Here is a 12,065-nt window from a genome sequence, read left to right on the forward strand (position 1 = left end):
CGTCCCCTCCTACAGTTCCGCACGCGGATGGCGCGCAAAAGTCAGGTCGCGCAGCACGATCTGATTCATCTGCGGCCCCTCGAAAATCAGGTCCACCCACGCCTTTTCGACCCGCTTTTCGTTCATTTTCGTATAGGCGAGGTCAAACTCGACAAAGCTCTCGCCCGACTGCGGCAGTTCGCGCACCAGTTGTTCGGTGTTGGGACCGTGCTTCACGTTCAGGCGGCAGAACACCTCGAGCGGCTTTTCCAGTTCGACCACCATATCCAGCCGGATCAGGTGATTGAGCTTCAGCCCCGACACGCCAGCTTCGGGCAGATCAAGCACCAAAGACAGGAACGAGCCGTCAAACCGGAACACATCCATCCGCAGCCCGTATGGGGCAATATCCTCGGCGCGGCTGTTGCGAATCTGGCGCAGCGTCAGCTCGGACAGCTTGCAATCGTGAAACAGCGTCACCTCGTCACCGATCCGCGTGCGCGCCTCGGCCGCCGCAACGCCTTGCGGGAAAACCGGCCCCTTCCAGAGCTTCGGGCGCCACGACCAGTCACACCCGAGTGGTTTGTTGATTCCATCCGCCCCGACCAGCGGCAATTGCAACCGCCCGTCCGCCACATGCAGCACCTTATCAAGCGCGCGGCGCAAATGGCGCGCGTCACCGCGTAACTCGCGCAGCGCGTGATTATCCAGCGCTTCGGCCTGCTTTGCCAGGGCTTCCCACCGCTTCAACGAGCGGGCCTGTGCAAAACGGTCGAGATATGAACTCTTGTTAACTGACATTATTACGATACGGCGATGATCGCCTTTTAGTTCCTGCCTAGGAAATAATTACTGGCATCGCTTTCCCTTCGCAAAGGTTAACTCCTCCGCAAACCGGAATTTTTTTCGCGCTTTCAAGATATTTGCCGCCCGGATCGGCCTTGGCGCCCTAGTTTGCGTCCAGCAAAGCCTGAGCGAACTGGCGCAGCAAATCCTGCTGGGCCGCATCCGATACGGCGCCATCCTTAAGCGGCATGACACTGAGCGAACTCATCCGCCCTCCGATCATCGAAACCCCGCGCCAGTAGCTATGCGAGCGCGCAACATCGGTCAGCGGGGACGCATCCGTCACCTTCAGGATCAGCAGATTGCCCTCAAGGTTTTCATGCGCAACCGTCACATCTTCGGCCCGCCCCGAGCGGGCCAGCGCCGCGCGCCCCAATTCAGAAGCAAAGAACTCTGCAACCAGCCGCATCTGATCGGGACCACCCGTCGCTGACGTATCCGCGCTGAAGGTTCCGCTCAGCAACACCGCCTCGGACGGCTTGGCGCGGTCGGGATCACCGCTCATCGCGGCGCAATGGCCGAAGAGAACGAATATCCCATCGGCATCGTCGCGCAGGGTTTTCTGGTCGATGCAAAAGCCACGCGGAGCGGCGAGTGTAACCGCGCCATTGGCGACAAGCGCCTTGGGCTGCGCCGGTCGCGACAGAAGGCTCATGCGCGGCATCTCCGGCGCAACACATCCCGCCAGAATCAGCCCCACCGCAAGCCCCGAAAGGCTGCGACGCCACCAGTTTATACCCGTGAAAGAGCTCTCGCGCTCAGGCGCAAAATCTGACCAATTCATCTACTCGTCCCGATGCCTTGGACAGTGTGTTACTGGCTCGCGCCCCACGGAGCAAGCGTCAGGACGTGATCCGCGACATCGGCGTCCTCGGGATCGTGGCTGACAAGCACCGCCGGAATCCCCCGCGCGCGGATATGGGCCAGCAGGAACGAACGGATTTCGGCCCGCAATGCGACATCCAGACGAGAAAACGGCTCATCAAGCAAAACCGCCTCCGGTTCTGCCAGAAGCGCGCGCATCAGGGCCACACGCACCCTTTGGCCCCCCGAAAGCGTCGCGGGGTCACGGGTCTCGAACCCCGTCAGCCCCGCCTGCGACAATGCGTCCGAAATCGCCGCACGCCGTGCAGACCGCCCCGACACATGTCCCGCCAAACCGAAGGCCAGATTGTCGCCCACGCTTAGGTGCGGAAACAACGGCGCATCCTGAAACAGCAGTCCGACGCGGCGTGCCTCGGCAGGTAGGGGCACGAGGCTCCGCCCGTTCAAAACAACCTGCCCCGCTCCGGTCAGCCCACGCGGCAAATGCCCGCCGATCATCGACAGAAGCGTCGATTTTCCGCGCCCCGAAGGCCCGATGAGGCACAGGCATTGGCCCGCCCTGACACTGGCCGAAACCGGCGCGAACAGCGACGCCCCACCCGACGGCGCAACCGTGACATCGACCAGATCAAGGCTCATCGCTCCCCCCTCATGCCGCGCCGATCGCGATGGACCCACGCCGGAACGCCCAAGGCCAGACCATAGGCCAGCAGCGGCAGCAGGGCCAGCACAAGCCCGTAAAGCGCAGAGAGCCTGCGATCGGCGCCAGATGCCAATGCGACCGCCTCGGTCGCAAGCGTCTGGACCCGCCCCGCGCCGGGCAGAAGCACGGCCAGAAACTGCGCGCAGGAAACCGCGAAGCCGATCGCCGCTGCCGTTAGCAAAGGGCGCAGCATCAGGGACAGCTTGACCCGCCAGAAGCGCCGCATCGGCCCCGCGCCAAGGCTTGCAGCCGCAGCCAATTGCTGCGCGTCCATCGCCCGCCACGGGCCAGTGATCGCGATCATCACATAGGGAAAGACAAACAGGATCTCGGCCCAGATCACTGCCATACGCCCCGCCGGAACGCCCAACCACAGAAAGCCCTGCGCGACGCCTTGTAGGAAAGATATTTGCGGCAGCAGCAGCGGGGTAATAACGATCAGAGCACCGCCACGCATCCGCGAGCCAGACCGGTCTTCGGCCTCCAGCCAGATCAGTGCCAGCACAAGGGAGATCACGGTTGCGGCAAGCCCGATCAGCAGGGTCTCTCCGGCGGTTTGCGCCCATACAAGCTGCTGCCAGCCCACGAAGGTCATCTGTTCAGGCAGCACCGCCGGAAAGGGCCAGCGCCGCGCGACCGACCACAGCGCCAGCACCAGAACGGCCGCCCCGCCAAGTATCAGCCCCGATACTCCGATGGCCGCACCGCCCGCGCCACGCGGCACCCGTCGCATCCCCTTGCGCAGACGGTTCAGCAAAAGGCGTGCGGTCACAACCTCGGCCCCCCGCCATACAGCCACCGCCCCGCCCGTCACCAGCAAAAGCCCGATCGCCAGCCGCGCCGCCGCGAACCGCGCGTCAGGATCGGTCGCCGTGAACAGGCGCAAAATCTGCACGGCCAGCGTTGGCGGGTGCGAGGGGCCAAGCAGCAGCGCCATATCCACCACCGACAGCGAAAATGCGAGCGTGATGAAAACCGGCAATCTCAGGGCGGGGTAAAGCATCGGCCAAACCACCTGTCGCCAGATCTGGCTGCGCGGATATCCAAGGCTCTGCCCCGCCGCGAAATGCGCCTCAAGCAGGTGCTGCGCCGCCGCCGCCAGTGTGACCAGCGTCAGGAACGGCACTTCTTTCAGGACCAGCCCCAGCATCAATGACAGCCCCCACGGGTCGCCCACCGTCACAATCGCGGGCGGCAGATCAAGCGGCCACACCAGCCGCACCAACCACCCCGAGGGCGCGATCAGAAACGCCAGCCCAAGCGCCAGCGTCGCATGGGGCACCGCCAGAAATGGCGCGAGCCACGCCCGCGCCCGCGCTTTCGGCAACAGCCACAGCGACAGCGGCACCGAAAGACCCACCGACAAAAGCGTCGCGCCCACACCCGTCACCAGCGTCAGGCGGAGCGAGGTCGCAATGCCTGCCACAGCAAAGCCCGATGCCTCGGGGCGCAGCGCCATCGCCAAGGTCAGCACCAGCCCCGCAAGGACCGGCGCGACAATCCCCCCCGCAAGCAGCAGGCGCAGCCAGATCATGGCGTGTAGCGCTTTGCCCATTCCTCGGTCAGGCGGGTCATCCAGCTCGGGTGCGGCTCGGGCAGGGTCGCGCCCAAATCCTCGAGGCGCGGCAAGGCTGGCGCTGTTGGCAGGGCCGCAAAGGCCGCCTTCGCCGCATCATCAAGGCGCGCTGGGTCCAGCACCGAATAGCTGCCCAAGACCTCGATATTCTGCATTTGCGCCTGTGCCTCGGGCGAGAGCAGGAAATTCGCCACCACCTCGGCGCCTGCGCGATGCGCCGCGTCAAAGGGGATCGCTACGAACGAGATGTTCCCGATCGTCCCCGCATCGGGCACGAAAACCCGCACGGTTTCGGGCAAGACACCTTGCGCGATCAGCGCCGCAGGGGCCGCCGGATCGAAGAACATCGCAATATCGACCTCGCCATCGTTCAGAAGCTGCGCCTGCACGGATTCGTTCTCGGGGTAGGCCGCGCCTTCACGCCACAGATGCGGACGGAGCGCATCATACCATTGCCAAAGGGGCGCGGTTTGTGCCCCGAACGCCGCATCCGTGGCGGGCGCCGCAAGAGCCGCCCTGTCCGGCGCCAGTTCAACCAAAGCCTGTTTCAGAAAGGTTGCGCCCATGAAATTGGCCGGGTTCGGGTGCGTCATCCGCCCGGGATGCGCCTTGGCCCAATCGACAAACCCCGCCATCGAGCGCGGCGGCTCGGGCGCGCGCGCACTATCATGGGCAAAGACGAATTTGGCCAGCCGCCAGGGCGCCTCCATCCCCTCGACCGGAACCGTGAAATCAAGCGTCGCTGCCGCCCCTTCGCTCAGGTCCACCCCCGCCGCATTCGGCAATCCGGCGACAAAGGGGCCATGCAGCAAAGCCTCGTCTTTCATCGCCATGAAATTCGGCCCGTTGATCCAGACAAGGTCCACCGCGCCACCCTCGATCTGCCCTGCCGCCTTTTCGGCCCGCACCCGCGCGACGGCCTCGGCGGTGTCAGACAGCTTGACCTGCTGGACGGAGACGCCGAACTCGGCCTCAGTCCGCGCGGACACCCACTCGATGAACGCATTGGTGCGCGGATCGCCCCCCCACGCATTCCAATAGACCGTCTGGCCGCGCGCCTCGGCCAAGGTCTCGGCCCAATCGGCCATGGCAGGGGTCGCACCCAACAAAAACGCGGCAAGGATCAGTTTCATTCCATCTCTCCGGCAAAGGCCCGCCAGCCGATATACCAACGGGTCAGGGTCGTCACGGCACAGGCCGCAGAAAAGACATAGGCCAGCGGCACAAACGCCGCAGGCCACAGGCAAATCGCGATGAAGAAGGCGATAGTCTCGGTGCCTTCGGTGAGACCACCAAGGTAATAGATGCCCTTTGTCGGGTAGGCATCCGCGCGCATCCCGCGTTTGGCCGCTATCGCCGCAAAGGCCAGAAAGCTTGATCCGGTGCCAACAAAGGCCGCGATCAGAACTGCTGCCGCAAGCGCGTTTTGCGCCGGATCAGCCAGCGCAAACCCCAAGGGGATCAGCGCGTAGAACACGAAATCAAGCGCAATATCCAGAAACGCCCCGCGATCCGTCGCCCGCGTCTGGCGCGCAATGGCGCCATCCAGACCATCGGCCAGCCGGTTTAGCAAGATCAGGCCAAGCGCCAGCCCGAATTGCCCCGCCGCCAGCGCAGGCACCGCCAGAATTCCCAGCAAAAAACCCGCAATCGTCATATGATCGGGCTGCACTCGTGCGCGCGCGAACCCTCGCGCCAGAGGCGACAGCAACCGCCGCTGAAGGGGCAGCAAACGCGCGTCGATCATCCGCGCCTCCATGTCATAAAGCGTTCAGCCAGACGCAAGAGGCGCGGGCTGACATGGCCTTGCTTCCAGCGACCCGAGGCGTTTTTCGCGGCCTCGGACCAGCCTGGATAGATATGCGGCGTCGCAAGGATTTTCCCCAAACCAAGCCCGTGCCGCATCGCCAGCGTAAACTCGGCCAGCACCTCGGACGCATTGGCGCCCAGAACGGTGACGCCCAAAATCCTGTCCGAGCCTTTCGGAGTAATCACTTTCACAAAGCCCTCGGTCCGGCCCTCGGCAATCGCGCGGTCCAGATCGGCCAGCGGATAGACCACCGTCTCACACGCCTCCGCCTGCGGTTCGGTCAGCCCGACACGCGCAACCTCGGGCGTGGAGAAAATAGCCGCCGGGATCGGCGCAGCATGGGCCTTGAAGCGCCAGAACGGCGCAGCCAGTGCATTCGCCGCCGCGATCCAGCCCTGATGCCCCGCCGCGTTCGTCAGTTGCAGCGGCCCCGCCACATCCCCCGCCGCGTAAATATGCGGCATCAGTGTTTGCAGATAGGCGTCGGTCTCGATCACGCGGGCGGCGGGGATACCAAGCTCGCGCAGACCAAAGCCTTCCAGCCGCGCCTTCCGGCCGACCGCGACCAGCAGCGCATCGAAGGGCAACCGCGAGCCATCCTCCAGCGCGACCCATTTGCCGCCGTCGGCGCCAAATTCCACCGCCTTCGCAGACAGACGCACCTCCACCCCGTCACGCTCAAGCGCGGCATGGATGGCGTCGGAAACCTCGGGTTCTTCACGCGGCAAAAGCCGCTCGCCCGCCTCCAAGAGCGTCACCCCCGCCCCCAGAAGCGCAAGCGCCTGCGCCAGCTCGCAGCCTATCGGCCCACCGCCAAGCACCAGCAACCGGCGCGGCGGCGCCTCCAGCCCCGCAAGGTAATCCCATACCGTTTCCGAGGTCAGCGGATCGACACCTTCGATCCCCGCCAGATCGGGAATGAACGGGGCCGCCCCTGTGGCCAGAACAATCGCCCGCGCGGTCAGGCGCTGCGCACCGATTTCAACCGTCCACGGATCGACAAGCCGCGCCTGCCCGCGCAGCACCTCGACCCCCAGACCTTCATAGCGCGCGACGGAATCATTCGGCGCAATCGCCTCGATCACCTTGCGGACCCGCGCCATGACACGCGGGAAATCGACTTGCGGCGCAGTATCCACCCCAAGCACATGGGCGCGACGCGCCTCCGCCACCGCGCGCGCCGAGGCGATCAGCGCTTTTGACGGAACACAGCCTGTATTCAGACAATCGCCGCCCATCCTGTCCTGCTCGATCAGCGTAATTTTCGCCTTCGCCGCCGCCGCGACATAGGCCGCCACCAACCCCGCCGCACCTGCACCGATTACGATTAGATTGCGGTCGAACCGCTGCGGGCGGGTGAAACCGCGCAAGGCCCGCCGCCGCCGCGCCAGCGCCACCCCCCATCGCGCCACCCAAGGGAAAACGCCCAAGGCCACAAGCGTCGCCAGCAACCCGGGCGAAACAATCCCCGACAGGCTTTGCAACTGACCAAGCTGGGCACCTGCGGCCACGTAGACGGCGGTGCCCGGCAACATGCCGATCTGCGAAACGGCATAGAACCGCGCCAGCGGCATCGCAGTCAGGCCAAAGGCCAGATTGATTACAAAGAACGGCACCACCGGAATAAGCCGCAGCGAGAACAGGTAAAAGGCGCCATCTCGCCCGACCCCGTCGCGGATCGCAGCCAGACGCCCGCCGATGCGCCCCGCCACCCAGTCGCGCATCAGATACCGCGCCGCCAGAAACGCCAGCCCTGCCCCGATCGACGAGGCGAAAGACACCAGCAAAAGTCCCTGCCAAAACCCGAACAGCGCCGCCCCCAGAAGCGTCAGCCACACCGCAAACGGCAGCGACAACGCAGCACTTGCGACATAGACGGCAAAGAACGCCGCGGGCAAAACCCCCGGATGAGCCTCTTGCCAAAGCGCCAGCGCCGCGCGCACCTCGCGCAGCCGCTCAAGGTCGGGACCAGCCACCAACCCCGCCGCGACGATCGCCAGCCCCGCAAGCGCTATGAAAAGGATCGGTTTTCGCAAGTCTTTAACGTGCCTCCCGTTATAACTACGCGCAAAATAGGCCGAGTGTTTCACCATAGTCTATCCGTTCTCGTTATCGTGATACCTCTTTTAACTGCGCGCGGGCTTTGGCATTCTGGCACGAAACAGGGGGCGAGGCTGATGCTCTATCTCGGGCTTGATGGAGGCGGCACAGGATGCCGCGCGCGGCTGGCTGACGCCAAGGGCGCGACACTGGCCGAAGCGCAGGCAGGGCCAGCGAATATCGCCTCGGATTTCGACGCGGCTTTGGCCAACATAACGCGGGCGATTGCAGGGCTTTCCATTCCGGCGAGGGCAGAGGTCCACGCGGTGCTGGGGCTTGCGGGAGCCAACCTGTCGGGCGCAGGGCCACGGCTGGAGGCCGCGCTGCCGTTTCGGGCGCGCGTCGTTCAGGATGTCACCACCTCGGTTCGGGGCGCCTTGCGCGAGGCCGACGGGATTGTCGCGGCAATTGGCACAGGGTCCGCTTTTGCCCGCCAGATCGGCGGCGAAATCATCAGCACCGGAGGCTGGGGGCTGCGCCTTGGCGACGAGGGATCAGGGGCGTGGATCGGTCATGCGCTGGTAGCCCTTGCGGCGCGCGCGCTTGATGGCCGCTTTGAACGAACGCCCCTTTTGAACCGGCTAACGCATGATCTGGACGGCAGCGCGGGCCTTGTTGCCTTCAGTCTGCGCGCCACGCCTGCCGACTGGGCCGCGCTGGCGCCGCAGGTCTTTGACACGACCGACCCCGCCGCGCTGGCCGTTCTGGCCGCTGCACGCGCCGAAATTCGCGCGGCGATCGAGCATCTGCAGCCGCAAGGCGCGCAGCATCCGGTCGTCTGGCTGGGCGGACTTGGCGCGCGGCTGGCGATGGACGACTGGCCAAGGCGCGCGCCGCATGGCACATCGCTGGACGGGGCGCTGTGGATGGCGCAGCAGGAGAGCACATGGACCGACTGATCTACACCGGCGCGCGGATATTTGACGGCACGGCCCTGCATGACAACCGCGCGCTTGTGATCGAAGACGGAGCGGTCAGTGCCATCGTCCCCGCCTCTGCCGCGCCCGACGGGCCACGCGTGGCACTGGCTGGCGGCGTGATCGCGCCCGGATTTGTCGATCTGCAAGTCAATGGCGGCGGCGGGATCATGCTGGATGGCACCGCTGGCGTCGCGGAAATCGCCACGATCTGCGAGGCTCACGCGCGCCTTGGCGCAACCTCGATCCTGCCGACCCTGATCACCGACACCCCTGCAGCAACGCGCTCGGTTCTTGCAGCGGGCGTCGCCTCGGTCGGGCGGGTGCCGGGGTTTCTGGGGCTGCACCTTGAAGGCCCGCACCTCGACATTCGCCGGAACGGGGCGCATGATGCCTCGCTCATTCGCCCGATGATGGACGAAGACCTTGAGATTTTGCTGGAAGCCAAGGCCGGACTGCCCGCTCTTTTCGTGACGGTCGCGCCTGCGGCTGTGACACTCCAGCAGATCGAGGCGCTGGAGCGCGCGGGGATATTCATCAGCCTTGGACACGCAGATTGCACACTTTCACAGGCACGCGCGGCCCATACGGCAGGCGCGCGCGGCGTCACCCATCTGTTCAACGCGATGAGCCAGTTCACCTCGCGCGAGCCGGGGCTGGTGGGGGCTGCGCTGTCTTTGCCGTTCCATGTCGGGCTGATCGCGGATGGGGTGCATGTGCACGCGGAAAGCATCCGCCTTGCTCTGGCCGCAAAGCGCGAGGGCGAGGTCTACCTTGTGTCGGACGCGATGGCCGTTGCGGGCAGCGAGGCGACCTGCTTCACCCTTGGCGGGCGGATGATCGAACGCAAGGACCGCGCGCTGCGCCTTGCGGACGGAACGCTGGCGGGCGCGGACCTTTCCCTGCCGCAAGCGGTGAAATTCATGATCGAGGTCGTGGGCATCGCGCCCGAGCGCGCGCTTGCGATGGCAAGCCGCATCCCTGCGCAGATCGTGGGCGTTCAGGCAGGCACCCTTTCACAGGGCGGCCCCGCCGATTTCGTTCTTCTGTCGGACCACTGGGACTTGCAGCAGGTCTGGCGCGCAGGCCAGCCGCTTCAGGCGAAATCCTCGACCGAATAGCCTTGAATATACAAAAGCGCCGACAGGTCACCGTTGTTGATGCGAATATCGCATTGCGCCGCGACCGAGGGTTTGGCGTGCAGCGCCACACCCGCGCCCGCCAGTCCCAGCATCCCAAGGTCGTTCGCGCCGTCGCCCACGGCCATCACGTCACCATGGCCGATGCCAAGGCGCGCCGAGATTTCCTCAAGCGCCTGCACCTTTGCCTCACGCCCAAGGATCGGACGCACGGGAATACCCGTCAGCTTGCCGCCCTCGATCCCCAACACATTCGCGCGGTTTTCATCGAACCCGAGCGTTTCCGCGACATAGCCGGTGAACGCAGTAAACCCGCCCGAAACCAGCGCGCAATAGGCGCCATTTGCCTTCATCGTGCGCAGAAGGTCATGGCCACCCGGCATGAAGGTGATGCGGTCAGCGATCACCTTGGCGATCACGCTATCAGACAGGCCGGTCAACAGGCCCAGACGCTCGGTCAGCGCGCCTTCGAAATCCAGTTCACCATTCATCGCGCGTGCGGTAATCGCCGCGACCTGCGCACCCACACCCGCCACATCGGCCAATTCGTCGATGCATTCCTGCTGGATCATGGTCGAGTCCATATCCGCCAGCAGCATCTTCTTTTTGCGCCCTGATTCGGGCTGCACCACCAGATCGAAGCCAAGCCCTTGCAGCCCTTCCCAGACATCCCAGCGGTTCGAGGGGATCTGCTCAATCGCGAACTCGGCCGCGACATTCGGGTTGAGCCATGTCGCCTCGCCCCCGCCCCATGCATTTCGCAGCGATTCCACGGTGGTAGCATCCAGATCGGCCTTGAGCGGCGAAGCAAGAAGCGTGGCGATATACATAGATGGCCTCCTCGGGCGCATGTCGCAAAAAAGCTCTGAATAGGCGCTTTAGATCAGTTTTTCCTCTTGCGCCAGAGCAGAAGCCCGCGTATTTGCGGCGACGGGACACCCTTCCCCAACGAAGGGCATATATCTGGAAGGATACCAGAAATGGCTATTCAAGCTCCGGCTGCGCGTCCGGCTAATCCGCGCTTCTCTTCGGGCCCCTGCACGAAGATCCCCGGTTTCTCCCTCGATATGCTTGCCGACGCGCCCTTGGGCCGCTCGCACCGCGCTGCCGTTGGCAAAGCGAAGCTGAAAGAGGCGATCGAGACCACTCGTGAAATTCTTGGCGTGCCGGCGGATTACCGCATCGGCATCGTCCCCGCCTCTGATACCGGCGCTGTCGAAATGGCGCTCTGGTCGCTGCTGGGTGCCCGCAAGGTCACCATGTGCGCATGGGAATCCTTCGGCGCTGGCTGGGTCACTGATGTTGTGAAACAGCTCAAGCTCGACGCCGATGTGAAAAAGGCCGAATACGGCGACATCGTCGATTTCGCGACCGTCGATTTCAACACGGACGTCGTCTTCACCTGGAACGGCACCACCTCGGGCGTGCGCCTGCCGAACGGCGATGCGATCCCGGCGGACCGCGAAGGCCTGACCATCTGTGACGCGACCTCGGCGGCCTTTGCGATGGACCTGCCCTGGGACAAGCTCGATGTGACGACCTTCTCGTGGCAGAAGGTTCTGGGCGGCGAAGGTGGCCACGGCGTCATCGTCCTGTCGCCCCGCGCGGTCGAGCGTCTGGAAAGCTACACCCCCGCATGGCCGCTGCCGAAAATCTTCCGCATGACCAAGGGCGGCAAGCTGATCGAAGGCATCTTTGTCGGCGAAACGATCAACACGCCCTCGATGCTCTGCGTCGAAGACTATCTTGTCGCGCTTGACTGGGCGAAATCGGTCGGCGGGCTGAAAGGTCTTGTGGGCCGCGCCGCCGCCAACGCACAGGCAATCTGGGACTTCTGCGCCGCAAAACCGTGGATCGCGAACCTCGCCAATGATGCGGCGACGGCCTCGACCACCAGCGTCTGCCTGAAGTTCACCGACGCGCGCATCAAAGACGGCGCAGCATTCGCCAAGGCCGTTGCCAAGCGCCTTGAAAAAGAGGGCGTTGCTCTGGACGTCGGCGCTTATCGCGATGCGCCTGCCGGTCTGCGCATCTGGGCGGGTTCGACCGTCGAGACCGCCGATGTCGAGGCTCTGCTGCCCTGGCTCGAATACGCCTTCGAGGCCGAGATCGCGGCGCAAGCCTGATCCAAGACTGATCGACGGGCCGCCCAAGGCCCGTCCCTTCCCAG

11 protein-coding genes are annotated in these 12,065 nt (G+C 64.7%); 3 read left to right on the forward strand and 8 right to left on the reverse strand.

Annotation, left to right across the window (positions count from 1 at the left end; translation table 11 throughout):
• Positions 1-9: 9 nt before the first annotated feature.
• The 7 genes from RYZ20_RS09780 to RYZ20_RS09810 all read right to left on the reverse strand — a co-directional run bounded on the left by RYZ20_RS09780 (position 10) and on the right by RYZ20_RS09810 (position 7,775).
• On the reverse strand, positions 10-780 hold the full coding sequence (locus tag RYZ20_RS09780; protein ID WP_317672915.1) for a DUF6478 family protein: 771 nt from the start codon (positions 778-780) through the stop codon (positions 10-12).
• A 148-nt stretch (positions 781-928) separates the two neighbouring features.
• Entirely contained in the window at positions 929-1,609 is a 681-nt protein-coding gene (locus RYZ20_RS09785; protein ID WP_317672917.1) for a hypothetical protein, read from the reverse strand.
• 29 nt (positions 1,610-1,638) lie between these two features.
• Complete coding sequence (locus RYZ20_RS09790) at positions 1,639-2,289, reverse strand: ATP-binding cassette domain-containing protein (RefSeq protein WP_317672919.1); 651 nt, start codon at positions 2,287-2,289, stop codon at positions 1,639-1,641.
• Positions 2,286-3,908: an ABC transporter permease gene (locus tag RYZ20_RS09795; RefSeq protein ID WP_317672921.1), complete on the reverse strand. Its 1,623-nt coding sequence runs from the start codon at positions 3,906-3,908 to the stop codon at positions 2,286-2,288. The genes RYZ20_RS09790 and RYZ20_RS09795 overlap by 4 nt, the downstream gene beginning before the upstream one ends.
• Positions 3,884-5,062, reverse strand: a complete 1,179-nt coding sequence (locus RYZ20_RS09800) for an ABC transporter substrate-binding protein (protein WP_317672923.1) — start codon at positions 5,060-5,062, stop codon at positions 3,884-3,886. The genes RYZ20_RS09795 and RYZ20_RS09800 overlap by 25 nt, the downstream gene beginning before the upstream one ends.
• Entirely contained in the window at positions 5,059-5,676 is a 618-nt protein-coding gene (locus tag RYZ20_RS09805) for a CDP-alcohol phosphatidyltransferase family protein (protein WP_317672925.1), read from the reverse strand. The genes RYZ20_RS09800 and RYZ20_RS09805 overlap by 4 nt, the downstream gene beginning before the upstream one ends.
• Positions 5,673-7,775 (reverse strand): FAD-dependent oxidoreductase, encoded by a 2,103-nt coding sequence (locus RYZ20_RS09810; protein WP_317672927.1) that lies wholly within the window; start codon positions 7,773-7,775, stop codon positions 5,673-5,675. The genes RYZ20_RS09805 and RYZ20_RS09810 overlap by 4 nt, the downstream gene beginning before the upstream one ends.
• A 141-nt stretch (positions 7,776-7,916) precedes the next feature.
• On the opposite strand from RYZ20_RS09810, the gene RYZ20_RS09815 reads away from it, so the two are divergent.
• A complete protein-coding gene (locus RYZ20_RS09815; RefSeq protein WP_317672929.1) occupies positions 7,917-8,738 on the forward strand; it encodes a glucosamine kinase nucleotide-binding domain-containing protein in 822 nt (273 codons plus the stop codon).
• Positions 8,726-9,877 (forward strand): N-acetylglucosamine-6-phosphate deacetylase, encoded by a 1,152-nt coding sequence (gene nagA, locus RYZ20_RS09820; protein ID WP_317672931.1) that lies wholly within the window; start codon positions 8,726-8,728, stop codon positions 9,875-9,877. The genes RYZ20_RS09815 and nagA overlap by 13 nt, the downstream gene beginning before the upstream one ends.
• Here nagA and serB read toward each other — a convergent pair.
• Entirely contained in the window at positions 9,853-10,725 is an 873-nt protein-coding gene (gene serB, locus RYZ20_RS09825) for a phosphoserine phosphatase SerB (RefSeq protein ID WP_317672933.1), read from the reverse strand. The genes nagA and serB overlap by 25 nt on opposite strands.
• Positions 10,726-10,875: 150 nt before the next feature.
• On the opposite strand from serB, the gene RYZ20_RS09830 reads away from it, so the two are divergent.
• Complete coding sequence (locus RYZ20_RS09830; RefSeq protein WP_317672935.1) at positions 10,876-12,021, forward strand: phosphoserine transaminase; 1,146 nt, start codon at positions 10,876-10,878, stop codon at positions 12,019-12,021.
• The last annotated feature ends 44 nt before the right edge of the window (positions 12,022-12,065 follow it).

Origin of the sequence: Pseudothioclava alba, assembly GCF_033100795.1 — a bacterium.
In the GTDB taxonomy this organism is placed as follows: domain Bacteria; phylum Pseudomonadota; class Alphaproteobacteria; order Rhodobacterales; family Rhodobacteraceae; genus Pseudothioclava.

Coding starts and splice junctions, on each gene's coding strand:
- RYZ20_RS09780 (WP_317672915.1), bottom strand. CDS start 780: ATGTCAGTTAACAAGAGTTCATATCTCGACCGTTTTGCACAGGCCCGC.
- RYZ20_RS09785 (WP_317672917.1), bottom strand. CDS start 1,609: ATGAATTGGTCAGATTTTGCGCCTGAGCGCGAGAGCTCTTTCACGGGT.
- RYZ20_RS09790 (WP_317672919.1), bottom strand. CDS start 2,289: ATGAGCCTTGATCTGGTCGATGTCACGGTTGCGCCGTCGGGTGGGGCG.
- RYZ20_RS09795 (WP_317672921.1), bottom strand. CDS start 3,908: ATGGGCAAAGCGCTACACGCCATGATCTGGCTGCGCCTGCTGCTTGCG.
- RYZ20_RS09800 (WP_317672923.1), bottom strand. CDS start 5,062: ATGAAACTGATCCTTGCCGCGTTTTTGTTGGGTGCGACCCCTGCCATG.
- RYZ20_RS09805 (WP_317672925.1), bottom strand. CDS start 5,676: ATGATCGACGCGCGTTTGCTGCCCCTTCAGCGGCGGTTGCTGTCGCCT.
- RYZ20_RS09815 (WP_317672929.1), top strand. CDS start 7,917: ATGCTCTATCTCGGGCTTGATGGAGGCGGCACAGGATGCCGCGCGCGG.
- nagA (WP_317672931.1), top strand. CDS start 8,726: ATGGACCGACTGATCTACACCGGCGCGCGGATATTTGACGGCACGGCC.
- serB (WP_317672933.1), bottom strand. CDS start 10,725: ATGTATATCGCCACGCTTCTTGCTTCGCCGCTCAAGGCCGATCTGGAT.
- RYZ20_RS09830 (WP_317672935.1), top strand. CDS start 10,876: ATGGCTATTCAAGCTCCGGCTGCGCGTCCGGCTAATCCGCGCTTCTCT.